Genomic DNA, 22310 nt, shown 5'->3' with positions numbered 1-22310 from the left:
CTGGCTCTAGTTAGCATACAGTGGGTCGTAGCAGCCCTTCATCTGCAAAATGAGTAAGTGCTACGGGTCTGAGTGCACCACAAAGGCAACCTCTAGGAGTTTTCGATGAATACTTTCCAAAAGGGCTCAGATCTGCTGTCGAAGCGTATTTGTGCTTTAAGTGGCCTTATTTTGGCTCTCGCTAGCACAGGGTTACACCCTTTACTTGTGATTCCAGTTAGCGCCGCTCTTATTTCATATTTACGCCGAGATTAGCGTAACAAATACGGCCTAACGTAAGTTAGGCCCCCTTCTTTCGCCTTTTGCAGTTATCTAGTTTATTCTCTGGTAAGGAAGCGCAATGGCTACACAATTTGAGCAATTGAAGAATGAAATGCTTGAACTTGATAAGATGGGGTACCAACTTTATATATCTATGTTAAATGATTGTGATAGCATCGATGATGAGACAATTCAAAAACTCAAAGTTGATGGATTCAAACTCGTTAACTTTAACAATCACTACCAAGCCTGGTACACCAAAGCTTATCGTGTAATTTCACAAATAATAAAAGAACGCTTATCAGAATTCGAATATTTATATAAAGGCGACCCCAGAAGAAAAGAAGTCACCTTTATGAATTATTCAATTACCGACTATCTTCTCGGCCTACAAACCACTAATGGCAGAGGGCAGGTCATACGTAGCCCACAAGATGCTATTGGTAAGATGGAGCTGCAATATAAGATTCTTTCTTCAGCACGCGAGCGCTTTAAGAGTTCGCTGTTTGATATCAAGGACATCGTCCAAGCAGATGTATTTGATTCTGAAATTGACACATCTCGTGAACTTAATAAGAAAGGCTTTGTTCGTGCAGCTGGCGCTGTAACAGGCGTCATACTTGAAAAACACTTATCTCATGTTTGTGCACTGCATAGTTTAAAATCTAAAAAATCCCATCCAAGCATATCGGAATTAAACCAGCTATTAAAAGATAATGAAATTATTGATACACCAACATGGCGCCACATCCAGCTTCTAGGCGACATTCGTAATCTTTGTGATCATGGTAAAGAACGTGAACCAAAGAAAGAAGAAGTCAATGATCTGATAAATGGCGTAGAAAAAATAATTAAAACAGTTTTCTAAACGGAAATAAGGCCATTCGGCCTTATTTTATTTTAACTTCACATCTGACATGATTAGCTCTGTTTCTAATGCCAGATTTTATATTATCCGGTACTGCAAGCGTAGGTGTGTATGCAATATTATAAGGAAGCAAAAAAGGCCCTTCTCCCTGCTCTCTAGCTCTCCTTACAATCCATTTTTCAGCGAGCCAACAAAAGTTCCCGTAAAATTTTATATTGATGCTACGCCTTTCAGCCAAGTATGGTTCGAACTCTTTTGCCAAAAATATTACGGTTGAGCCAAAAACCTTATAAAGAAAGAGTTCATCGTACAAGCCATTTCTAATCGCATTTGCACATCGTTCCCATTCATTGAAAACAGTCATTAAAGCTCTAGCCTCTTTCGACTGCCTCACTTCGTCTCTTCCCCACATGTAAAGCGGAACTACTTTTCTGACCTTTAGAACATTCAGTAGGGTTTGCCAGGCATCTTCAACTTTGTCGCTGCGTTTATATGACGATTCAAAATCTAAAGAGTTTTTTTCCTTAGAGGTTTGTCTTTGTTTTCTTATACTTATAATTGCGATCGCAGCAGCAATCATGGCTGCTATCAACGTGCTATAAAAAGTGGGATTGTCTGTCCAGAGCTTTGCAAGAACTTCACATAACTTATGAGTAAAGCTTTGATTCATATTGCTTAATCCATAAACAAAAGAGGCGGGCATAAGCCCGCCTCTAAGAATCTTTGATAAATGAGAGTTACATTATTTGACGCTAAAAACGCCCCAGTCTTCTTCGCGATAGATTTTTTTCATATGCAATTCCCCTTGAGTAAGCTCATCTACAGGTTTCAACCATGGACGTACTTTATACACATACACTTTTCAAACCACAAGCGAGTTTCAACTTTTTCAGTTTTCTTTACCAAGCCATACAAAAAAAAGCATGCTCATCAATATGTTATGGTTTAACTACATTATAGCAAATTAAGCACATATGATCTAACTGGTAGCATAAACAAAATAAAAACAATTAAATCAACAACATAAAGAGGCAAGATGATCTAAAAATGATCCTGGAAACTGAAAAGTACTGAAAATCTTTTCAACGATTTCAGTTAGCAAAATCCGGCAGGAAGCCAGCAGCAGCGCGGCCCGGCGCGGCGGTTTGTAGAAAAATAAAACTGAAAAATTTTCCTGATGCAAAACCCGCAGGCGGGTGCGTTGTAGCGCCGATTTTGTCTGCGAAGCATTTATTTTGCCGGGGCTGTGGCGCAGCCAGCGCCACGCTGTGCTTACGATCTCTTTGCGGTATGGCCGTGCAATGGCTGCGCCTGAGCGTGGCGCTGCGTGCGTTCTGTGCGGTCTGGTGAAGGGCAATAAAAAACCCGCTGCGGTAGCGGGTTCGGGATGGCGGCTTACTGGCCGATAACAGGGGAATATTTGGTATTAAGCGCGGCGGCCTGCTGTCCGCTCTGGGCAATGGCGGCGCTGTTTGTCGGCTGTCCGGTGTCCGGGTGCGTATGGCTGGCCAGTTGATTAGCAAGCTGCTCAACAAGCGCCACGGTATCGAGCATCAGCTGGGCTACGTTGATTTGTGCCGACCCAATCCACACCACCGGCGCGATAATCTCCTGACGCGTTCCAGCTATGCTCTGGCGCAACTGGCCAATCTTTTCTGTCAGCGCCTGACCGACGGTGATCGCCGCGGTGCCGGTGATATCGGTCTCTGCACTACCGCCCACTGTAATCAGCTGATCGCCCTGCGAGGCCATGCTGTAACTGCCGGTCGTGACCTGCTGAACGGCACCGGCCATCAGCGAAGCCGTACCGAGCACCGTCGTCTTATCCGTCGCTTTGATGGTCGTTGTGCGGCTGACCAGCTTGCGGGTTTCGCTGTCGGCTTTGACCTCGCGCGCCATTGAGGTTTCCCGGATAGCCTGATCGGTTTTACGCTCCCAGTCGCCGGCCTGCGTGACGCGCTGTGACACTTCCTCCCGCTGCTGTTGCAGCTGCTCGCCGGGCTTCACGTCCGGCAGGCTGGTCCCTGCCGGCATGGTCTGACGCACAAACGGCTTGTCCGGCCGGCCGCCGGTAAAACCGACTTCAACCAGCGTTCCCTCTGGCGGAAACTGAAACATCCCCGAATCGTTACCGGCAGCGGCACCGCCGGATAAACCGGCGTGCTGCCGTCCGGCTTACCGTCCGCATCCAGCAGCTGCACATCTACGGCGTAACGCGGCCTGAACGGGTCGGCAAAGTTACCGCTGCTGACCGCTTCACTGGATGCAACTACCCGCGCCATCTTTGGCTGGTGCAGGCCGCTGGCCATTTCCGGATACTGGCTTTCAATCTGGCGCTGCAGCGGTGTTTTCTGCAATGGCTGGCCGGTAGTGCGATTTCGCGGCGTCCAGGTGATTGTCATGGTGTCGCCGGCCAGCTGGACTTTCGTCACGCGCTGGCCGTTCAGCTCGACGCCCGGTCGCATTGACTGAATCACCGGGATCGTCATTGAGTTGCCGCCGGCAGCGCCCAGACTGAATTCCGGCGGGATATCGACCGGCCTGCCCGCAAACAGCGACTTTTCAGCGCCGCCGGCATACATGCCGCCATCGGGCAGCTGATACCAGACGTAATCACTGATGCCGAACGCGCGCCCGAGGTTACCCAGCAGCTGGAACCCGGTGCCGCTGTGCGTAAAGTGCGGGATCGGCTTATCGCTGTAATCCTCTGCCGGCAAGCTGAAGGCAAGCCCACTGTTTTCTTCCAGCCAGGCGGCAATCTGGCGCAGCGTCGGATGTTGAAAAGAGCACGGCCAGCTGCGGTCAAACACCCCGGACAGCTCCCGCACAAAAAGCCGCTGATACCCGGTTTCAGCAGGCTGCGATCGCTCAACGTAGCCGGTAAACCAGCGCAGCACGCGGTCAGCGTAGCCGGTATCCTCTCGGCTCAGCACGGTGATCCAACACCTCTGCCGGCGCCGGGCTGGTTGCGGACACGTCCAGCACCCGCCCGTCGGCGCTTTTCGCGTGAAACTCATAGGCGCCCGTCGGCCCGGCCACGGATAAACCCTCAAACGCCTCCGGCACGCGCACGCGCAGGGCGTCGTCAGCTTCCATCACTGCATCAACCGGCGGCACCGCGTCAGGGTTGGCCGGCGTCACGGTCAGGCGTTCCACATTATTCAGGGCGGCCAGCTGGTCCAGATCGCTGCCCAGCGCATAGGCCACCATAACCGCCTGCGCCGCCTCGTTGATGCGCTGGCGCAGCAGGATTTCGCGGTACACGCTTTCCTGCAGCATTTTCACCATCGGATCGGACTCCAGCGCCAGAACGCGGCGCACGGCCGCCTGCTGCTCTGCCGGATAAAGCGCGATCAGCGCCGCTTTTCGCTCAGCCAGCAGCGTCTCAAAGTCCGGCACCTCAATAATCTCCGGCGCCGGCAGCTGTGAAAGGTCAATTACTGCCACTGTTGCCCCCTGTCGGTACAGATAAAGCGAGCGGCGATCCGTCGTCGCGCTGGCCAGCCATCTCAACCACCATCGAGCCATCGTAGGCGCTGGTAATGTTTATGGTGCTCAGTCTGATGCGCGGCTCCCACCGGCTCAGCGCGGTGTAGACCGCCGCCATTACCTGCAGGCGCGTGGCGTCATTCTGCGGGCGGTCAGTCAGCACCGACAGCAGCGAGCCGTATTCGCGCCGCGCTATCCTGCTGCCCTCCGGCGTCACCAGAATGTCGCGCACGCTCTGGCGGATGTGGTCAATGTCCATGATCGCCTCGCCGGTGTCGCGGTTCATGCCGAGATACATTGTCATTTCGGACCGTCCGTTCTGCCGCCGCCGCGCTGGACGCCGCCGTGGTCATGGTCGTCAACTACCACGCCGTTTGAACTCATTTGTCCCCCGCTCTGCGTAACGTCGCCGCTAATCTTCGCGCCGCCATTAAGCTCCGTGCCGCCATGAATCGCAGTATCACCGGTGATTACGGTCGGGCTGTTAAGCCGCGTCTGGTCAGCGTTCACAACAAAGTGAGCGGTATTCAGCTCGATTTTGTCCGACGCCTCGATCAGCACGCTTTTGATGTTCCTGATCAGCAGCTGGCCGGTTTCCGGCTCATACTGAAACCAGCCGCCGTCCTTAAACACGGTGGTTGTGCCATCCTCGGAATAGTCAGGTGGCGGGAAAGCCTCTGAATAGATGGCCGGCAGCGCAAACGCGGTTTCCAGATTGCCGCCGAGGCTCAGCAGTACAACCTGCTCCCCCACAGACGGCTTCCACCACGTACGTGTATTACCGGCGCGCAGGGTCAGCCAGTTGATCCAGTTGGTTTCAAGATCGCCCGTTTTCACCCGGCACAGCCATTTATCTTTATCCACTGCCGAGACGGTCCCGGTGCGGATCAGGTTGGTGATAAGGCGCATAATTTCGGTCAGTTGTGCGTTCATAACAATAAAATGGCCTGTTTGAACACGTAAAGGAAGGAATTCACCTTGTATGATCTTTCATACAAAGAAGAGCTAAAAACGCCTATTTGGGCAGGATTACTTTTGGAAACTCAAAATATTATTAGAGACAAGTACTGACTTTTTAAACACGAGACCTGCTTAACATAGATAAAACAGGCCCGTAATTATTTTCAATTAATTAAAAACAAATTCTGTCTGTATTTCTTTATCGTGATTTTTTGCCCCGATTAAAACATCCTTAACGCCTCTGGCTACCGCCTCGGCTAACTTGCATGGGACAGCATTGCCAATCTGACGCCATACAGAAGACTGTTTTCCAAAAAATTTATAATCAGCAGGGAAAGTCTGTATCAAGATAGCTTCATCAATGGTAAGCCGACGAAGGCGTGTCGGTACGTCCATCATAGCTTTAGGAACGCCTCCTGCCATTAGGTAAGCGTGATACTCTTCAATATAACTATTTTCATGTCCATACAAGTGGCTTTCATCAATGATAGGCGTTCTATTGCCTCCCATTGACGCTGCAATTGTAGATGCATAACCATCGGGATTGATTGGTCTGCCTTGCCCGTTGAACAACATTCCTGCATAGGGAGATTTTCTCAGTACCGGCTTAGATGCATTTGTAATACGCGCATTACAAATCCTATTATTGCCAATAGTACCTGCCCTACCTAGTGGTCTTATAACCTCACCGACATTTGGTGATAAGGTAATATATCTACTTATAGCAGCTTCAATCCTTTTAGAATACTCTTCATCTTTGAAGCCAATCAGGAACATGCGTTCTCTATTTTGAGGCACTCCAAAATTTTTAGAATTTAGAATAATCAGTTTTGTTGAATAACCTAAATTATGTGCAGCGATAAACAATCTTTTGCGTACAGCTTCAAATTTTGAAAGTGTAGCAAGAGCCTTCACATTCTCCATTACAAAACATTTCGGATGTGTTAGTTCCACCGCATGCAAAAATGACCAGATGAGTTGGCTTCGAGGGTCATTAGCATCCATTTTACCAGCGACAGAAAATCCTTGACACGGAGGACCACCGAAAACGCAGTCTACACTGCCAATGTCTTGTATTTTGTCGAAGAAACTATCAATACTCCCACAATCGATTGGGCTTTGATGATTTAGTTCGTACGTAGTACATGCATCTTTATCGATATCATTTGCCCAAACAGCTTTGAAACCAGCTGATGAGAAACCGACATCCATACCTCCAGCACCAGTGAACAAACTTATTGAAGAAAAATCACCCATTTTACCTACACCTTAAACATTCGATTTTGGAATATCCCTCATGCGAGGTGACTATCAACCGCTCCTTAAGCTCAAATCCAGTCTACCCAGATGACGAGACGATTATCCACTATACATGATCATCGGTACAGGTGCCTAGTACAGCTTCTCGTTAAGTTGCGCAAAGACACAAATTTATCTCAAAGTATATTGGCGAAAGAATTAGGACTTTCACAATCTGATATTTCAAAAATTGAAAACCATGAAAGGAGGCTGGATGCCCTTGAGCTTTTTGAATATTTAGAAGTTATTTCCAAACATTCGAAAACCCCGGCAAACAAACTATGGAACAGTATTTATGAGAGTCTCAATAAATCATGACGAAGCTTATAAAATTATATTGGAAGCTATTGAAGAAGCAAAAAGCATTACTACAACTCAGACTCCGCAGGCAGATTTAATCGAAGACGTCATTTTAGGCACTCATTTAACCTACCGGTATATCTTAGTTACAGGTTTTTTAGCAAAGGCAACTAATGAGCTAGCAAACCCTTTAGCTTTACAAGCTAACGCTGAGATAGACGGAGCTTACGATGCACGTAGCCTCTGTCATTCAGTCATAGTCGGTCGCGTTGAAGAGAAATATCTTCAAGGTCGATTAGGTGCATCAAACGAGCCATTCCTGAATAAGCCTGCCCGCTATACAACTCATTCTATTGCTAACCCAGCAAGGAAGGGTTACGATAAAGAAATACAACAAAAATTATTTAACCTCCTCTGTATAGCATCAAATAAGAAATTAGCTTACAAGATGCTAGTAGATGCGATGTACTTTACATTGCAGAGAAATAATCGAGTAATCACCCCTCTCACTGGTCAATCCTTTGATTTTACAAGCTTCATTAACAAAATTCTTTCTAAAGGGATTGATGGTGAAACATGCGCAATTACAGCATCACTCGCTTTAAGTATCCTTGCTGAAAAAAATCAATGGCAAGTTATTACACACCCTGTCAACCAAGCAGGCACTTCATCTAAAGAAATATTAGATATCGATATCTATAAGGAAGGAAATCCCATTATATCCATTGAGGTCAAAGATAAAGATTTTGGTTTTAGTGACGTAAACCATGCAGTTCATAAGGCCAGAAACTCAGGCGTAAACAATGTAATTTTCATTAAAGGCCTTAAATCTATGTTTGTTGATAGTAGCGAAGAATTCGCAGTTGAAGCTGCCGGAAAAATGGGAATGTTGCTCACATTTATTAACGTGAAAAATTTTGCGCTAACATGCTATGCCTTAAGCGGCGGACTAGAAATCGATAGCATAACTGCTCATTTAAACATCATTTTAAAAAACATTCGAGCCAAAGATGCTACTGTTAATCATGTTAGCTCCTCCTTACAACAAATTTGAGAGTTTTCAATTTTAAATCTTTTAAATGAAATCAACTGCTCAGCCAGCGCAGCAATGCCTCCTGCATCGTGGTTTCCACTTCGCTGTTCACACCCAGCAGGGGGCGTGCGGCGTATTTCACCTCTTTGCCGCCCCGGCTCACTCGATCCCGCAGTCCGTAGTGATGCACACGGGCCAGTCGCTGCACGCGCCCGGTAAACGCAACTTCGGCCTGATTTGCGTCAGCCTGCGCTTTCAAGTTCTTCGCGGTTTTCAGCTTCGTGAACATTTTGCGCTTTACCCGGCCCTGTTTGGTCCTGGCCGTCATCCGGCGCGGTTCCCATGCCGTGCCGTCCGGGCTGCGCTGCCCAGTCATGTTCTGTTGCTGAATGCGGCGCATGTCGCGCGCGACCTCGCGCAACATTCTTTTTCTGGCCGACGGTTCAAGCTGCGCCAGTAGCGAATCCAGCCAGGCGTCAACCTCATGCAGCTCAGCCATGGCACGCCGTCCAGAACTCGTCCGGCACGTCCGGCTCCGGTAACGCCAATATCCGCCCGCTGAATCCGAAGCGCTATCTCTACCACGCCTACCTGTCGTTTATGGAGTCACGTGGCCATCAACATCCGCTGAGCCTGACCGCTTTCGGCCAGGCAGTGCCGCAGACGCTAAAGGAGTATGAGCGCATACTGCTGAAGCGCAGGACAAATAATGGTGTCCAGACCAATCTCACTCTGCATGAGGACAGCGAGGCCGACTGGCTCCCCACATGTAGCCATTAACTCCCGCAATATATGAACCGGCATGAGCCGGTTCTTTAATCATTAAGCAACTATTGATTTCTAGTTGAAAAAAATAGAGTATGAAAATGCAATGAGCTGGAAGACGCAACACATTGTATTTTTTGGTTCTGACACCGTTGTTTTCGATGCGTCGAAAAATCGTTAACGACAATAATCTTATAGCAAGTTTTGACTATTGAGAGTTGCTATGTTTAGTACTGAAAAAGAGTCATTCGCTATTTTATTCGGTTCAGTTTCGAGGGGTGACTTCAATAAAAATAGTGATATTGACGTTCTGCTTTACAACTACCCGGAAGGCAAGGCCATTTACAAAATAAAAGACCTTGATATTCCTGAACTGCCAATTAATTTTATATCGTATGATACAGCAACATTTAATAATTTTTACAGCCAAGGCAGCCTATTCCTTTATCATATTTTTGAGCAAGGAAAACTTATTGATGGTTGCGAATCAAAATGGGACGAACTTACTTCTTCCTTCAAAGTAAAAAAATCATTCGCAGATGAGATTAATAAAATTAAAAATGAAGCACTTATTTATAGAGATCTCGAATTTTTGAATGGATATTATTTATCTGCTTTAGTAAACCTATATCCTCTGTTGAAAAATTTCTGCATATTCAGCTTGGCCGAAGAAGGAATTTATGAGTTCAACAAGAGAGAATGTATAAAATTAAAAGCAAATAACATTGGCGTATCCAACAATCTTATCCTCCTTCAAGATTTCTATGATTACAGCGTTAGAGAAATCAATATTAAATTAAAATTATCACCCAACTCAGCGGCAGCAAAAAACTTAATTAAAGAGTCTTTTAAATTTATAAGGAACTAATATGATAATTAACGATTCGATGTACACAAACTTATCAGAAACTTTTTACGAATTCGATAACTCACCATCAAGCGACATAAGCAAATTAAGAAAAAAAATTAAATTCATTTTTGAAACTTTAGTTGAGCAAACACATAGTCACATTTTTAAAACGCAATTCAGAAATTTAAAGACAACTCTAAGAATTATAAACACATCTAAAAACCCTGTCCCAGCAGATTACACATCTCTTATTGAAACACTTCAGTTAAGCCTCTCTGCCCCATACCCTTTAAGTAACAAAACATACACGGATGACAATGATGACATCATCAACTTCGTCGTCTACCATATGATCCCATTCATTATTGAATTAATGGCATTAGATCATACGAACATAGACAAAAAAACAGCACTACTAAATTTACTTTCAACCATTACAAAAAGATGGGCTATATAATGAATATAGAGAAGGATATTCTTTTAAAGGCTTGGGAGTTAACCCAATCAATTGCTAAGAACAATGCTGAAACTGCATGGAAAGTTAGAATGTGGGGAATTACTATCTGGGGTGCATTATTGAGCTATGCATACACAAACAACAGCCACAGCGTCATTGTAATTAGCTTTCTTATCTTATTTCCAATTTTTATTTTTGAATGCGGCATAAGAGTAATTGAATACAAAATGATCTATTTTTCTCATGAAATAGAAAACAGTTTAAATACATTATTAGTAGGTTCTGACTTACACCTACCAGATGAAGGAATTAAAATCAATATCACTGAGACCAGCATAGTAGATTTAAAAAAAATCCTCACTCTTAAAAGATGGCTAATTTGGGGGCCATATGTATGTTTAGCATTGGTCAGTCTCGCATCATTAGTAATCGTTTGAGGTTAATATACAGGAATATTTAGGAGAAAATATAAATGTACGATATTAATTCATGATAAATTGCCAAACCAAACAAGCATGAGCATGAGCATGAGCATGAGCATGAGCATGAGCATGAGCATGCTACTTAAAAACCGAATGAATAACACCATAAAGACCACGCTATATGATAATGGCCTGAAAAATAGCTGCCAACATTTTTAGTATATAAATTCATGCTTTGAGCCGGTTAAGGCCATATTTAGTATCCTCACTTGAGAGATCACTTTTATTGCATACTAGTGTAGATCCCGCCTCAAACCATTCACAACCTAACACTATGAATTTAATAGATAAAATTCTGAAGTGAACAGTGTTAACACTTTTCTCTAAAATTATTTTATTTTGGATCTAGCGCGGGGAATTCGTTATCCTTGCCGTGCCGCTCCGGGATGTGAGATCTAATAATTGGTACACGTTTAGGTACAAGGAACAAACTTGAATTAGATAAAAACATCTCAATACATGAACTTGCGAGTTTTGTTCAGACTCCGCCAGCGCTTCACATATGGAAGCGATTCGCAAGTTGCGCATCGACTCACCGCAATCAGTTCAGCTTGGCCTGCTCAGCTCTTTTCGATCGAATCCTCAACCCACCGCTAAGTCAGTTGGCAATTCTACATTTTCAATCCAAGGCTCATATCAACGAATCTCCTAAAGATGCCTCAATCATCCAGCCAGCTTCCGGCTTCAGCAGAATCGATCAGGAGCTGAACAGTAAGTGGCTTATGCGCTTCGCTGAAATCATCTGGAAAGTATCGCTGAAAATTAATTGATTTGGGATCAATGCCAAACCTTTCAGAATACCTTTCAAGTAGCTCATAGGCATCAAGAGGATCCATACGAAAATCTTTATTCAAATCAGTAGAATGCTTTAAAGGATAACGTCGAAAGGTAAGAAGGCTTCTACCATTGTACTCGGCCAGAAGTGAATAAACTGCCTGCTCAATATCCTGCCTTACCATATCTTATCTTCCTCTGTAACAATGCGATTGTAACGTACCATAGAATGATAACCTATTTGCGCCACATCGCCCGCCAGGATCACCCAGCCAACCACAGGAATAGCACGCCCTACAAACGTCGAAAGCTTTGATGTCATTATTCTTTTAACTTCAAAAGGATTTGCGGGATTTTGAATCCAGGTAGGTAAGCGGAAAGGGAGCCGAATATCCCTAAGCAGTTTCCTTGAATACTTTGAGGCACAACTTGTGCCAGGCGTAGCACTACCCAGCTTGCCTCTGACGGTGATAGTGTTCTGACCGCTATAAATTGCTGCTGCCGCCAGAACATCCTTCGCGCCAGTGAAATGTTCTGCGGTTACGTCTACCATAATCCAGAAGAATAATTCCCCCGCACTGAGATTTGTTAGTCCACCATAAAAGTACGTTCCATTTAGCTGTTCGGTGGTATCCATTACCTTCTCCTTTCGCTTTATACGAGTCAAATCTTAAACCCAGGGCCGGGCAATTACCATTCCTGTTCATTCTATTCCTTACCTTCTTATGCTCTGCCGAATGTCAACTCAGCCAGCTTAGCTGAGGTAATCACATCTGATATTGAAGTACATCTTTCCTTCAGCATGCGTAAGTAACATCAGACATACTCAATAGCCGCAACACTGTAATCTTCACACCATTCCCTGATAGTTTTCTCGCCCCCCTATCAAAAACATTTCCTTCAAATCGACGGAGCGTTTTCATCGCTGGCGCGAAGCGCTGCCAGATCGGCCTGCTGACCAAAAATCCCCCAGTTTGTTTCTTCGATTTCCTGTATCACCACATAGACAGGCGCGACTGAAGTCCCTGACGGACGCCGATCCAGAATTGCGGTTGCTCCCTCGATCAGCTTTTTCTTTGCCTCCTCATCCAGACCACCTTTGATGACATATATCTGAAGGGACACAACCGGCAACCATGCGGGTTCATCTCCCATAAAGACGGCGTCAGAAGAGTATTCGGCAAAGTAGGTCCAGACCGTACTACGAACCAGCGGGGAGTCTGGCAGCGCCTCGCAATCAAGTCCTAACTGCGTCAGATCTCTGGCAACCTGTTGACGCTCAGCCGCATTAAAGGTACCTGCTGGCGCATGAATGATCATTTTAGGCATCAAATATATCTCATTGCATCAGGGGAACAGGATGGATTCCGCACCGGGCGGAATCCATCATCGGGCAACTAAATTGACTGCCCACCGGAGACTTCAATACGCTGACCGGTGACCCAGCGGTTGTCCGGTCCCAGCAGGCTGGCAATCATCGGACCGATGTCATCAGGCAGCCCCACGCGACCCAGCGCGGTCATGCCAGCAAACGCCTGGTTGTAATCGGGGATGTCACGCACCGCGCCACCCAGGAAGTCGGTCTCAATCGCTCCCGGGGCCACGGTATTCACGGTGATGCCGCGGCTGCCCAGTTCTTTCGCCATATACACGGAGAGTATTTCAACGGCGCCCTTGGCAGCCGAGTAGGCCGAGAAACCCGGGAACGACACGCGGGTCAGCCCCGAAGAGAAGTTGACGATGCGTCCGCCATCGACCAGCAGCGGCAGCAGCGACTGCGTCAGAAAAAACACTCCTTTGACGTGTACGTTAAATAACGCGTCGAACTGCTCTTCCGTGGTTGCGCTAAAGTCGGCCATTTCCCCTTGCCCGGCGTTGTTGATCAGATGGTCGAACGTTTCGCGTCCCCAGTCATCTTTCAGGATATTGCGCACGGCGGCGACGAAACCAGGGAAAGACGATACGTTGCTAGTGTCCAGTTGCAGCGCAACTGCCTTACGGCCAAGCGCCTGGATTTCATTCACCACGGCATCCGCCGCTTCTTTACCCGTACGATAAGTCACGATGACATCACCACCATGGCGGGCAATGCTCAGTGCGGTATTACGGCCAAGACCCCGGCTGGCGCCAGTAACAAGAGAAAGGGTTGTCATGAAATATCTCCTCAATAGTGGGAGAGTGATTCTAACAATCGACAGACTTACGAGGTTGCCCAATAATTTTTAATTATTGCCTGATTATTTTTATATTTTTATTTGATGCCGTATTTACTAGAATAACTGCACCGTAAATTTTTATTTTATTGCCTGATAATATGAAAAAGCGTGATCACTCGTATGAGGAACGCACTGCACGGGACGATGAATTCAACTCTGCCGGGAGGATGGCGGCTTTGCTGCAGGCGGCACGACATTACGCTGATGAACACCACAACGGAGCGGGGGTTGCCGCAACGCCAGTTGATGGGGTGTTCATTCTGCGCGAGACCGCGCCTACCGCGTTGCAATTCGCGATCACTAAACCGTTGATCGCAATGGTGCTGCAAGGCAGTAAACGCGTGACCATGGGCAGCGATCGTTTTGATTTCGGCGCGGGGGAATCCTTGCTGATCACCATGGACGTGCCAACCGTGAGTCAGGTTATCAGCGCCAGTGCCGACACCCCTTATTATTCTCTGGTCGTGGAACTGGATGCGGCGGTGATTAGTGAACTGATGGCAAACATGGTCGGGCTGGAGGCTGCCACGGATTTGCCCGTCAGCATTGATCAGATCGAAGAAGATGTGGCAGAAGCCGCTTTGCGCCTGCTGAACATGCTCAGCAGACCGCGCGCGCTCGCCGTGCTGGGCAGCCAGTTGGTGCGGGAGTTACATTACTGGCTATTGTCAGGACGACACGGCAGCGCGCTGCGCGCCCTCGGCAGCACTGACAGCCATGCCCGGCGGATTGCACGGGCAGTCGCGATCATTCGGGCCAATTATGCGCAACCGCTGCGCATGAAAACCCTCGCTGACGCCGCCGGTATGAGCCTCTCGGTATTTCATACGCATTTCCGCCATGTCACCACGCTCACCCCGCTGCAATTCCAGAAACAGCTGCGCCTGCTTGAAGCGCGGAGACTGATGCTGACGGAGGGGACAGCGATCGGTATTGCCGCTAATGCGGTGGGATATGAGAGTGTGACGCAGTTTACTCGTGAATACTCACGGCTGTTTGGTTCACCGCCAGCCCGGAATATTCGGGAAACCCGCGCACTCGAGCGTTCAGTTCTGTCCGGTGAGCCTGCGTGGCGCAGTTGATTTTTCGCACAATGCTGTGTCAACATTCACGGTTAACGACGTCTCAAACAGGCAATAAATTGTTCGAGTCTGTCGTTTCCGAAGAGGGGGTTACAAGAAGGATTTTTAAAAAATACTTCTAATATAGAGATTAACCAGCTTCACTTGGGTGAAGAGTCCTAATTTATTTTTCCTGGCCGTGTAAATGAAATGCACTACAGCAGAAATACCTATCATGCCAAAAAATAATCCTGCACCTTCTGTTTCACCGACAAAACAAAAAGCCGCCGTAAAAAGAATCAGAATATAAAGATAAATAACGACAACTGAAGACACATCATTTGACAAGATCGCGATGACTGAACGCAGGTTAATATCCGAGGTAATTTTCTTTGTAAAAACCGAATTTATCTCTTTATAACCGGCTCTGAAACTAAGTAACTCAGCCCTGTTAAAATCATTACCCCGAATTTTTGATTGAATCTTCTTCAACTTCTTGTTGGTTTTTTCATCCATAATTCTTACCTCCCTGGCCTGACTCAGATAGACATTATAATGATCTTGTCTGCATTATTTGAAGCTTTTGAGTCAATCAACCTACTGCTCAGGGCTTCGGTAATCTCAATCAAAGTCATGCCTGATCGGCTATGGCGAGATTCGAGCTGTCTTTTACGTCTTACTTCCAGTACCTGCACAAAAAATCGCACGACTTTTAGGCTTGCGCTGCTGCCCCGCCTTTTCTCTAGCCGACTATTGCATTTAGCACACATCGTTTCTTTATCCTCTGCGCTGCGCCAGCATTGCGCATGGCTGGCCCCTACGGCACACGGCTGCGCACTTATGCCAGAAACGCCCACAGAAACGGTACGATTCACTTACAGTTTATTCCTAATGCCCTGCGTTGCGCTCTGTGCCACTCTTAACTACGCTCATAACACTTATGATGCTTAATGAGGGAATATATTATGAAAAAGACGATTATTGCGTTATCCGCCATTCTTCTGACTTCTACGGCGTTTGCCGCCACACACGCAACCGATGAAACCGTAGCTGACGCCAAAGCGGGCGCCAATACGGCGAAAGAGAAACTGCATCAGGCGCAGCATCAGGGTGAAGAGCAGCAGCTCAAAGCCAAACATGCTGCCGAAGGCAAAAGCGATAGCCTGACCAGCAAAGCGAGTGAAAACTCACAGAAAGCCTGGAACAGCACCAAAGAAGGTACTGAAAAAGGTTGGGACGCCACCAAAGAAGGCGCGCAGAAAGGCTGGAACAAAACCAAAGAAGGTGCCAGCGATCTGAAGAAGAAAGTCTCTGAGTAATTTCTTCTGATGTAGACAGCGATTGCTCTGCATTCATTTGAGTCGAAAACGCCTGGTGCACTGCATCAGGCGTTTTTACATCATAAGCATATTAATCCGCAGCGAACTTAGTTAAATTTCATTCGCAGGAGCTGCTCTCGCGGCATGGCAAATGGGATGGATTTGGCGCTGATGCAAATAGTTAATGATGTATCCTTGGTTGAGGTGCAACACGCAACGGACCGCGAACAGGCGAAATCAGAGGTATTACTCAGTGGTAGTTCTACCGGCATAATCATCCCCGGAAAAATCCTTGAGGCAGCAGTCAGAGTTACTGATAACCGCTATGTGCTGTTTGTCACGGATGACGTGCTCTACGAGGAATCACTGACTATTGTGCTGATTGATTCCTCTCTGGGCATTCAGGAAATTGTCACTATTGGCAATGAGTGTAACTCCGGCACATTTGAGCAATTGCATATCAGTGACCATTCACTTCAGTTTCGTTTTATCGGTGATTATATCTGGGGCCTGACACTGGAAGATTCACCGAAATTCCAGCTGCCATTTTTCAGCGATCCGAAAGGTGTCTCCCGCAGTAAAGCATTTACCCGATTCATGAACATCACGGCTTTACCCGCGTAATAAACACGAGCTCATTACCCCAAAAGGCCGCCATGCGGCCTTTTTTGTGCCTGCCAGCAACCGGATTGATACAAAACGCTGCGATCCCGCTCCTGGATTCGGGCAAATTCCTAATCAGTGATTGATTAATAAGCAGGCTGCGCGAATAGTAAGCGAACCGGCCATCGGGTGTCGGCACAAGGAGAAAGCACATGGGATATTACGTACTGAGAAAAAGTGATACGGCATTGTCGCAGAAATACTGGTTTGTGCTTAAAGCCAGCAACGGCGAAACCATCGCCACCAGCGAGATGTACAGCTCTAAACAGGCGGCGGAAAACGGCATCCGCTCGGTGCAGCAAAACGGTACGTCGACCACCATTCACGACGAGACCTGACCTCGCGCATGACTGCGCAGTGATGCGCGAAGGTGGGTCATTGACCCTGCAAGCGGCGCAATGTATTACACGATCAATCGCGCCGCTAAGCATCCCCGGCGAGCGGGTACCACGCAGTACCACAGGCCCCCACCCTCAATCGCCACCGACGCTTTGCATCGGCCGGCCTTTGCCCCTACACTTGCCGCATCGCCCTTAACCATTAATTAACTTTATGTCCGATACATTTCAACGCCAGCCGCTGCCCTTGCCGAATGGCCATAATAAAGTGCTGCTGCACTCCTGCTGCGCTCCCTGCTCGGGAGAAGTGATGGAAGCGATGCTGGCTTCCGGCATCGATTACACCATCTTCTTCTACAACCCTAACATCCATCCGCTGAAAGAGTACGAGCTGCGCAAAGAGGAGAACATCCGCTTTGCCGAGCAGTTTGGCGTGCCTTTTGTTGATGCCGATTACGACAAAGACAACTGGTTCGAGCGCGCGCGTGGCATGGAGTGGGAGCCGGAGCGCGGCGTGCGCTGCACTATGTGTTTCGACATGCGCTTCGAGCGCACCGCGCTGTACGCGCATGAACACGGCTTTCCGGTGATCACCAGTTCACTTGGCATTTCGCGCTGGAAGAATATGCAGCAAATCAACGACTGCGGCGTACGCGCGGCGGCACGCTATCCGGATATGCTGTACTGGGAGTTTAACTGGCGTAAAGGTGGCGGTTCGTCGCGCATGATTGAGATCAGCAAGCGCGAGCGCTTCTATCAGCAGGAGTATTGCGGCTGCATCTATTCGCTGCGCGATACCAACCGCCACCGCGTAGCAAGCGGTCGCGAACGTATCGAAATCGGCGTGCAGTACTATTCGCCGGATGAGTAAGAAAAAAACCTGCTGGTGCTAACCAGCAGGCTAAGCATTACCAGTTCAGCAGCTGGCCGCGGTAATCCACGTAATGATGGCCGCCACGCCCGCTAAACTGCTGCAGTTGCGTGACCATGCCCTGCGCACTCTCGGTGACGGTGATATCCGCGCCCTCACCGCCCATATCCGTTTTTACCCAGCCCGGATGCAGTGACAGCAAGGTGCAGCCCTGCTGGTGCATCTGCGTCGCCAGCGCGCGGCTCAGCATATTCAGCGCCGCTTTGCTGGCTGAGTAGAACGGCATCGCCGCGTCACGGTTCTCGTTGAGGCTGGCGAGACGCGACGTGGTCAGGCCCAGCACGCTCTGTTTGTCGCGCAGCAGCGGCAGCAGGCTCTCCGCCAGGCGCACCGGCGCCACCGCATTGGTAAAGAACAGCTCGCTGAGCTGCGCATCGTCCACGTCGCGCAGCTGCGATGCGTGCGGACCGAGAATCCCGGCGTTAATCAGGATGCAATCAAAGGGTGCGTCGCCGAGCTGCCGGACCAGCGCGTCACGCTGCGCGCCATCGGTGATATCCAGCGCCAGCCACTGCAGCTGCGGATGCTGAAACGAAACCGCCGTGGAACGGTAGGTGGCGGTCACCTGCCAGCCCGCCTGCAGTAGTTGCTGCACCACGGCCAGGCCAATGCCTTTTGACGCCCCAATAATCAATGCTCGCTGTTGTTGGCTCATCTGTCTCTCGCTGGTTGGTGTGCCACGAAAAAGGGCAGGATACCCTGCCCTGTTGTCCTTACCGGAACACTAACGTTAGCACGACGATGACCACCATAATTATCAGCAGGTGGCACACCGTTTTATCCAGGTTGCGTTGCTTCATCGCGCCTCCTGCACTCAGAACCACTGGCCAAAGCGCTTGATGTACAGCGTTTTCATGCCCTGCGCTACCAGGCAGTAACCGAGCAGCGTGGCCAGCAGCCAGGGGAAATAGCTCCATGGCAGCGGCACCAGGCCGACCATCGCGCCGAGCGGCGAGAACGGCAGCAGAATGCCGGCAATCATTACGCAGGCGGTGGTCAGCAGCACCGGCAGCGCCGCGCGGCTCTGGATAAACGGAATCTTGCGCGTGCGCAGCATGTGCACCACCAGCGTCTGCGACAGCAGCCCTTCCACAAACCAGCCGGACTGGAACAGTGACTGCATCGCTGGGGTATTCGCCGCGAACACGTACCACATCAGCGCAAAAGTGGTGATGTCAAAAATTGACGACGTTGGCCCAATCCACAGCATAAAGCGCTTGATGTTGCGCGCGTCCCATTTGCGTGGTTTGCGCAGGAACTCGCGATCCATTTTGTCCCACGGCAGCGCCAGCTGTGACAGATCGTACATCAGGTTCTGAATCAGCAGGTGAATCGCCAGCATCGGCAGGAACGGAATGAACGCGCTCGCCACCAGCACCGAGAACACATTGCCGAAGTTGGAACTGGCGGTCATGTTCAGGTACTTGATGATGTTGCCAAACGTCTCGCGCCCCTTCATCACGCCCTCTTCCAGCACCATTAAATCCTTTTCCAGCAGGATGATGTCAGAAGACTCTTTGGCGATGTCCGCCGCGCTGTCGACCGAGATCCCCACATCGGCGTCACGCAGCGCCGGCGCATCATTGATGCCGTCACCGAGAAAACCCACCGTGTGGCCCTGCTGCTGCAGCGCACGCAGAATGCGTGACTTCTGCAGCGGCGTCAGTTTGGCAAACACCGAGCTGCGCGCCGCGGCCTGCGCCAGCTGCTCATCGCTCATCGCCGCAATCGCCTCGCCGGTGAGGATCTCGCCACATTCGATGCCCACCTGCTGACAGATGCGCGCCGTCACTACCGGATTATCGCCGGTCAGCACTTTGACCGTTACGCCGTTCTCGTTCAGCGCGGTAATCGCCTTCGCCGCACTCTCCTTCGGCGGATCGAGGAAGGTCAGCAGCCCTTCGATGGTCAGCCCCTGCTCATCCGCGACGCTCAGCGCCTGTTGCAGACCCGGCTCCGCCAGCGCGCGGCTGGCCACCAGCAGCACGCGGAAGCCCTGTTGATTGTACTGATGCGCCAGCGCCAGCAGCTCCGCACGACGGGTTTCATTGAGCGGCTGAATCAGTTTGCCTTCGCGTTCGGCGCTGGCAATGCTCAGCATCTCCTCGACCGCGCCCTTACAGATCAGCATCTGCTGGTTGAGGCGGCGGTCACGCACCACCACTGAAACGCGACGACGCACAAAATCAAACGGCAGCTCATCCACTTTGCTGTAGTAGTCGCTCATGTCCGCGCTGATGCGTCCTTTGCCGTAACGCAGGATGGCGCGGTCCATCAGGTTAGGCGTGCCGCTCTGGTAATGGCTGTTGAGCCAGCTCAGCATCAGGACGCGCGAGTTCTCTACCCCGGCACAATCGAGATGGTGCTCGAGGATAATGTTGTCCTGCGTCAGCGTGCCGGTTTTGTCGGTACACAAAATGTCCATGGCGCCGAGGTTCTGGATCGCGTTCAGGCGTTTGACGATCACTTTTCGGCGCGACATGGCAATCGCCCCTTTGGCCAGATTCGAGCTGACAATCATCGGCAGCATTTCCGGCGTCAGTCCCACCGCCACCGCCAGCGCGAACAGCGAAGCATCCAGCCAGTCGCCTTTGGTCAGGCCGTTAATCAGCAGCACCACCGGCACCATCACCAGCATGAAGCGAATCAGCAGCCAGCTGACGCTGTTCACGCCGCGATCGAAAGCGGTTTGTGTGCGGTTACCAACAATCGATTTCGCCAGGCTGCCGAAGTAAGTTTCCCCGCCGGTCGCCACCACCACCGCTTTGGCGCTGCCGCTGGAGACGTTAGTGCCCATCAGACATACGCTGCCCAGTTCCAGCAGCGACGCATCTTTGTCGCTGGCGCTGGCCTGCTTGCTGGCCACGTGGCCGGTGACATCATATTTCTCCACCGGCAGCGATTCGCCGGTCAGAATCGCCTGGCTGATAAACAGATCGCGTGAGTCGAGCAGCCGCACATCGGCTGGCACCAGATCGCCCGCCGAGAGATAGATGATGTCGCCGGGCACCAGGCTGGTGATGTCCACTTCCTGTTTCTGCGGCGCCTGCTGTACCGATTCCCGGCGCAGCACGGTGGCGGTGGTGCGCACCATCGATTTCAGCGCCTGTGCCGCTTTGTTGGTGCGGAACTCCTGCCAGAAGCGCAGCAAACCGCTGAGCGTTACCATCGTCACAATGATGATGACACCGGTCAGATCGGTCTCCTCGCCATGGCGCAGCGGCATCCAGTAGTCGGTGAAAAAGCTCACCAGCGCCAGCGCCAGCAGCACATAGATGAACGGATTATTGAAAGCCTGAATCAGCTGCACCAGCGCCGGTGGCGCTTTATCATGCTCCACCTGATTGCGACCATAAATCTGCAGCCGCGCTTCCGCTTCGCGCTCGACCAGCCCCAGCGCATCGCTGCGCAGGCGCAGCAGCGTTTCGTCGGCGGTAAAAGCGGCTTCGTCTTCAATCAGATAGCGTGCGGTTTTCTGACGTGCCGGACGCACGGTGTTCCAGGCTTTTTTTTCCTGGTTGAGTTTCATGTCAGTCATGATGACACTCCTCGTTTATTTTTTTACGGCAATAACGATCCCTGCGCGCCAGGCGCACAAGTCGAAAAGATTAATTGTCACGGCGTGACCGGATTAAATTAAAATTAACCTGTCGGGAATTTCCATATTACCTCCCGGAAATAATGGGCGAAGAAAGTCGCTCGCTGAATAACGAGTGAAATAACATAATCCTGGATAACACTGCGCGCAGCAGCAGCCTGAAGCGGCTTAACGCGCAGGGAAGCTCAGCACGCTGAAGATCAGCGCGCGCATCGAGGCGGAGGAAAAAGTGCGTTTAAAATCATGTGCATGATGCTATTCCCACGGGCATCAGCCCGCTATGGTGTCATTATCAGGGAACAATCATCAGAAACAGGTGAGGATTGCTGCCCGCCATGTTGGCAAGCAGCGACAAAAGAATTCGCGCGTCAGCTTGCCTTGTATTGCCATCGATAAGGGTGACTGTCCAACTGAATTCTCCTGTGTGAAGTTGCGGCTATTATAGGAGGGCGAAAAGCGAAGTAAAGTTAATTATTCTGGGGTTCAGGTTGATTTAATTTTCGTTGCGATTTGGTTGATAATGCGTGCGGATATAAGGTGCATCAGGTTAATCCGATCGCGTTACGCCCTCTTGCTTATAACTGAAGCGCACCGCTTAGAACCTTACGGCATATGCATAGCCATAAATTGACTATTCTTCACTGTA

General features: G+C 49.5%; 24 protein-coding genes and 2 pseudogenes. 11 read left to right on the top strand and 15 right to left on the bottom strand.

Going from position 1 to position 22310, the window contains the following annotated elements:
• Nucleotides 1-340: 340 nt before the first annotated feature.
• A complete protein-coding gene (locus C1Y42_RS17970; protein WP_104094068.1) occupies nucleotides 341-1129 on the top strand; it encodes a hypothetical protein in 789 nt (262 codons plus the stop codon).
• Nucleotides 1130-1151: 22 nt separating this feature from the next.
• On the opposite strand, the gene C1Y42_RS17965 is transcribed toward C1Y42_RS17970, so the two are convergent.
• The 7 genes and pseudogenes from C1Y42_RS17965 to C1Y42_RS17935 form a co-directional block, all read right to left on the bottom strand.
• The gene (locus C1Y42_RS17965; RefSeq protein ID WP_104094067.1) at nucleotides 1152-1832 is read right to left on the bottom strand and encodes a DUF4760 domain-containing protein; all 681 of its coding nucleotides are present in this window, start codon (nucleotides 1830-1832) and stop codon (nucleotides 1152-1154) included.
• 312 nt (nucleotides 1833-2144) lie between these two features.
• Nucleotides 2145-2486 (bottom strand): hypothetical protein, encoded by a 342-nt coding sequence (locus C1Y42_RS17960; protein WP_233210735.1) that lies wholly within the window; start codon nucleotides 2484-2486, stop codon nucleotides 2145-2147.
• A 38-nt stretch (nucleotides 2487-2524) separates the two neighbouring features.
• Nucleotides 2525-3175, bottom strand: a complete 651-nt coding sequence (locus C1Y42_RS24090; RefSeq protein ID WP_370445714.1) for a phage tail sheath family protein — start codon at nucleotides 3173-3175, stop codon at nucleotides 2525-2527.
• 845 nt (nucleotides 3176-4020) lie between these two features.
• Nucleotides 4021-4576 (bottom strand): annotated as a pseudogene (locus C1Y42_RS17950) (baseplate J/gp47 family protein); the annotation flags it as partial.
• Entirely contained in the window at nucleotides 4563-4922 is a 360-nt protein-coding gene (locus C1Y42_RS17945; protein ID WP_104094066.1) for a GPW/gp25 family protein, read from the bottom strand. The pseudogene C1Y42_RS17950 and the gene C1Y42_RS17945, both read right to left, overlap by 14 nt.
• Entirely contained in the window at nucleotides 4919-5551 is a 633-nt protein-coding gene (locus C1Y42_RS17940) for a phage baseplate assembly protein V (protein ID WP_104094065.1), read from the bottom strand. Before C1Y42_RS17940 ends, C1Y42_RS17945 begins: the two co-directional genes overlap by 4 nt.
• 195 nt (nucleotides 5552-5746) lie before the next feature.
• Nucleotides 5747-6835, bottom strand: a complete 1089-nt coding sequence (locus C1Y42_RS17935; protein WP_104094064.1) for a DNA cytosine methyltransferase — start codon at nucleotides 6833-6835, stop codon at nucleotides 5747-5749.
• Between the two features lie 90 nt (nucleotides 6836-6925).
• Between C1Y42_RS17935 and C1Y42_RS24085 the strand changes: the two genes are divergently transcribed.
• Together C1Y42_RS24085 and C1Y42_RS17925 are read left to right on the top strand one after the other, a co-directional pair.
• Nucleotides 6926-7195, top strand: coding sequence for a helix-turn-helix domain-containing protein (locus C1Y42_RS24085; RefSeq protein ID WP_104094063.1), 270 nt, complete (start codon nucleotides 6926-6928; stop codon nucleotides 7193-7195).
• Nucleotides 7173-8231, top strand: coding sequence for a restriction endonuclease, SacI family (locus tag C1Y42_RS17925; RefSeq protein WP_104094062.1), 1059 nt, complete (start codon nucleotides 7173-7175; stop codon nucleotides 8229-8231). Before C1Y42_RS24085 ends, C1Y42_RS17925 begins: the two co-directional genes overlap by 23 nt.
• 31 nt (nucleotides 8232-8262) lie before the next feature.
• Here the strand turns inward: C1Y42_RS17925 and C1Y42_RS17920 are convergent, their stop codons facing one another.
• The gene (locus C1Y42_RS17920) at nucleotides 8263-8709 is read right to left on the bottom strand and encodes a phage virion morphogenesis protein (RefSeq protein WP_104094061.1); all 447 of its coding nucleotides are present in this window, start codon (nucleotides 8707-8709) and stop codon (nucleotides 8263-8265) included.
• Nucleotides 8710-8747: 38 nt separating this feature from the next.
• Here C1Y42_RS17920 and C1Y42_RS17915 point away from each other — a divergent pair.
• From C1Y42_RS17915 to C1Y42_RS17900, 3 genes and pseudogenes are all read left to right on the top strand, one after another.
• A pseudogene (locus C1Y42_RS17915) lies at nucleotides 8748-8990 on the top strand (winged helix-turn-helix domain-containing protein); the annotation flags it as partial.
• Nucleotides 8991-9198: 208 nt separating this feature from the next.
• Complete coding sequence (locus tag C1Y42_RS17910) at nucleotides 9199-9843, top strand: nucleotidyltransferase domain-containing protein (RefSeq protein WP_104094060.1); 645 nt, start codon at nucleotides 9199-9201, stop codon at nucleotides 9841-9843.
• A 438-nt stretch (nucleotides 9844-10281) separates the two neighbouring features.
• Nucleotides 10282-10719 carry a hypothetical protein gene (locus tag C1Y42_RS17900; protein ID WP_104094058.1) on the top strand — a complete coding sequence of 146 codons (438 nt, stop codon included), beginning with the start codon at nucleotides 10282-10284 and terminating at the stop codon, nucleotides 10717-10719.
• A 704-nt stretch (nucleotides 10720-11423) separates the two neighbouring features.
• On the opposite strand, the gene C1Y42_RS17895 is transcribed toward C1Y42_RS17900, so the two are convergent.
• The 4 genes from C1Y42_RS17895 to C1Y42_RS17880 all read right to left on the bottom strand — a co-directional run bounded on the left by C1Y42_RS17895 (nucleotide 11424) and on the right by C1Y42_RS17880 (nucleotide 13691).
• Entirely contained in the window at nucleotides 11424-11723 is a 300-nt protein-coding gene (locus C1Y42_RS17895; protein WP_104094057.1) for a DUF1493 family protein, read from the bottom strand.
• Nucleotides 11717-12175 (bottom strand): STM2901 family protein, encoded by a 459-nt coding sequence (locus C1Y42_RS17890; protein WP_104094056.1) that lies wholly within the window; start codon nucleotides 12173-12175, stop codon nucleotides 11717-11719. The genes C1Y42_RS17895 and C1Y42_RS17890 overlap by 7 nt, the downstream gene beginning before the upstream one ends.
• 263 nt (nucleotides 12176-12438) lie before the next feature.
• A complete protein-coding gene (locus tag C1Y42_RS17885; protein ID WP_104094055.1) occupies nucleotides 12439-12867 on the bottom strand; it encodes a tautomerase family protein in 429 nt (142 codons plus the stop codon).
• A gap of 68 nt (nucleotides 12868-12935) precedes the next feature.
• Nucleotides 12936-13691, bottom strand: coding sequence for an SDR family NAD(P)-dependent oxidoreductase (locus C1Y42_RS17880; protein WP_104094054.1), 756 nt, complete (start codon nucleotides 13689-13691; stop codon nucleotides 12936-12938).
• Nucleotides 13692-13921: 230 nt separating this feature from the next.
• Here C1Y42_RS17880 and C1Y42_RS17875 point away from each other — a divergent pair, with 230 nt between their 5' ends.
• Nucleotides 13922-14836 (top strand): AraC family transcriptional regulator, encoded by a 915-nt coding sequence (locus C1Y42_RS17875; RefSeq protein ID WP_104094053.1) that lies wholly within the window; start codon nucleotides 13922-13924, stop codon nucleotides 14834-14836.
• Nucleotides 14837-14941: 105 nt separating this feature from the next.
• On the opposite strand, the gene C1Y42_RS17870 is transcribed toward C1Y42_RS17875, so the two are convergent.
• Nucleotides 14942-15331: a hypothetical protein gene (locus tag C1Y42_RS17870; RefSeq protein WP_104094052.1), complete on the bottom strand. Its 390-nt coding sequence runs from the start codon at nucleotides 15329-15331 to the stop codon at nucleotides 14942-14944.
• A 449-nt stretch (nucleotides 15332-15780) separates the two neighbouring features.
• On the opposite strand from C1Y42_RS17870, the gene C1Y42_RS17865 reads away from it, so the two are divergent.
• The 4 genes from C1Y42_RS17865 to C1Y42_RS17850 all read left to right on the top strand — a co-directional run bounded on the left by C1Y42_RS17865 (nucleotide 15781) and on the right by C1Y42_RS17850 (nucleotide 18006).
• On the top strand, nucleotides 15781-16134 hold the full coding sequence (locus C1Y42_RS17865) for a hypothetical protein (protein WP_021506488.1): 354 nt from the start codon (nucleotides 15781-15783) through the stop codon (nucleotides 16132-16134).
• A 144-nt stretch (nucleotides 16135-16278) separates the two neighbouring features.
• Nucleotides 16279-16758, top strand: coding sequence for a hypothetical protein (locus C1Y42_RS17860; RefSeq protein WP_233210734.1), 480 nt, complete (start codon nucleotides 16279-16281; stop codon nucleotides 16756-16758).
• 191 nt (nucleotides 16759-16949) lie between these two features.
• Entirely contained in the window at nucleotides 16950-17135 is a 186-nt protein-coding gene (locus tag C1Y42_RS17855; RefSeq protein ID WP_104094051.1) for a YegP family protein, read from the top strand.
• Nucleotides 17136-17349: 214 nt separating this feature from the next.
• Nucleotides 17350-18006: an epoxyqueuosine reductase QueH gene (locus C1Y42_RS17850; protein ID WP_031279356.1), complete on the top strand. Its 657-nt coding sequence runs from the start codon at nucleotides 17350-17352 to the stop codon at nucleotides 18004-18006.
• A gap of 37 nt (nucleotides 18007-18043) precedes the next feature.
• Here C1Y42_RS17850 and C1Y42_RS17845 read toward each other — a convergent pair whose 3' ends face one another.
• Nucleotides 18044-18721 (bottom strand): SDR family oxidoreductase, encoded by a 678-nt coding sequence (locus C1Y42_RS17845; protein WP_059009968.1) that lies wholly within the window; start codon nucleotides 18719-18721, stop codon nucleotides 18044-18046.
• 159 nt (nucleotides 18722-18880) lie between these two features.
• Nucleotides 18881-21604, bottom strand: a complete 2724-nt coding sequence (mgtA, locus tag C1Y42_RS17840) for a magnesium-translocating P-type ATPase (RefSeq protein WP_104094050.1) — start codon at nucleotides 21602-21604, stop codon at nucleotides 18881-18883.
• Nucleotides 21605-22310 lie beyond the last annotated feature (706 nt).

The organism is Pantoea sp. ICBG 985, from assembly GCF_002928365.1.
GTDB lineage: Bacteria > Pseudomonadota > Gammaproteobacteria > Enterobacterales > Enterobacteriaceae > Pantoea > Pantoea dispersa.
Note: the sequence above shows the minus strand (reverse complement) of the source record. Positions and strands in the feature narration are given on the sequence as shown.

What these genes read in the sequence shown, in the direction of transcription:
- C1Y42_RS17965 (WP_104094067.1), bottom strand. Translation starts at nt 1,832, where the DNA reads ATGCCCGCCTCTTTTGTTTATGGATTAAGCAATATGAATCAAAGCTTT.
- C1Y42_RS17870 (WP_104094052.1), bottom strand. Translation starts at nt 15,331, where the DNA reads ATGGATGAAAAAACCAACAAGAAGTTGAAGAAGATTCAATCAAAAATT.
- C1Y42_RS17855 (WP_104094051.1), top strand. Translation starts at nt 16,950, where the DNA reads ATGGGATATTACGTACTGAGAAAAAGTGATACGGCATTGTCGCAGAAA.
- C1Y42_RS17880 (WP_104094054.1), bottom strand. Translation starts at nt 13,691, where the DNA reads ATGACAACCCTTTCTCTTGTTACTGGCGCCAGCCGGGGTCTTGGCCGT.
- C1Y42_RS17860 (WP_233210734.1), top strand. Translation starts at nt 16,279, where the DNA reads ATGGCAAATGGGATGGATTTGGCGCTGATGCAAATAGTTAATGATGTA.
- C1Y42_RS24085 (WP_104094063.1), top strand. Translation starts at nt 6,926, where the DNA reads ATGACGAGACGATTATCCACTATACATGATCATCGGTACAGGTGCCTA.
- mgtA (WP_104094050.1), bottom strand. Translation starts at nt 21,604, where the DNA reads ATGACTGACATGAAACTCAACCAGGAAAAAAAAGCCTGGAACACCGTG.
- C1Y42_RS17895 (WP_104094057.1), bottom strand. Translation starts at nt 11,723, where the DNA reads ATGGTAAGGCAGGATATTGAGCAGGCAGTTTATTCACTTCTGGCCGAG.
- C1Y42_RS17935 (WP_104094064.1), bottom strand. Translation starts at nt 6,835, where the DNA reads ATGGGTGATTTTTCTTCAATAAGTTTGTTCACTGGTGCTGGAGGTATG.
- C1Y42_RS17920 (WP_104094061.1), bottom strand. Translation starts at nt 8,709, where the DNA reads ATGGCTGAGCTGCATGAGGTTGACGCCTGGCTGGATTCGCTACTGGCG.
- C1Y42_RS17940 (WP_104094065.1), bottom strand. Translation starts at nt 5,551, where the DNA reads ATGAACGCACAACTGACCGAAATTATGCGCCTTATCACCAACCTGATC.
- C1Y42_RS17885 (WP_104094055.1), bottom strand. Translation starts at nt 12,867, where the DNA reads ATGCCTAAAATGATCATTCATGCGCCAGCAGGTACCTTTAATGCGGCT.
- C1Y42_RS17850 (WP_031279356.1), top strand. Translation starts at nt 17,350, where the DNA reads ATGTCCGATACATTTCAACGCCAGCCGCTGCCCTTGCCGAATGGCCAT.
- C1Y42_RS17910 (WP_104094060.1), top strand. Translation starts at nt 9,199, where the DNA reads ATGTTTAGTACTGAAAAAGAGTCATTCGCTATTTTATTCGGTTCAGTT.
- C1Y42_RS17900 (WP_104094058.1), top strand. Translation starts at nt 10,282, where the DNA reads ATGAATATAGAGAAGGATATTCTTTTAAAGGCTTGGGAGTTAACCCAA.
- C1Y42_RS17925 (WP_104094062.1), top strand. Translation starts at nt 7,173, where the DNA reads ATGAGAGTCTCAATAAATCATGACGAAGCTTATAAAATTATATTGGAA.
- C1Y42_RS17945 (WP_104094066.1), bottom strand. Translation starts at nt 4,922, where the DNA reads ATGACAATGTATCTCGGCATGAACCGCGACACCGGCGAGGCGATCATG.
- C1Y42_RS17970 (WP_104094068.1), top strand. Translation starts at nt 341, where the DNA reads ATGGCTACACAATTTGAGCAATTGAAGAATGAAATGCTTGAACTTGAT.
- C1Y42_RS17845 (WP_059009968.1), bottom strand. Translation starts at nt 18,721, where the DNA reads ATGAGCCAACAACAGCGAGCATTGATTATTGGGGCGTCAAAAGGCATT.
- C1Y42_RS17865 (WP_021506488.1), top strand. Translation starts at nt 15,781, where the DNA reads ATGAAAAAGACGATTATTGCGTTATCCGCCATTCTTCTGACTTCTACG.
- C1Y42_RS17890 (WP_104094056.1), bottom strand. Translation starts at nt 12,175, where the DNA reads ATGGATACCACCGAACAGCTAAATGGAACGTACTTTTATGGTGGACTA.
- C1Y42_RS17875 (WP_104094053.1), top strand. Translation starts at nt 13,922, where the DNA reads ATGGCGGCTTTGCTGCAGGCGGCACGACATTACGCTGATGAACACCAC.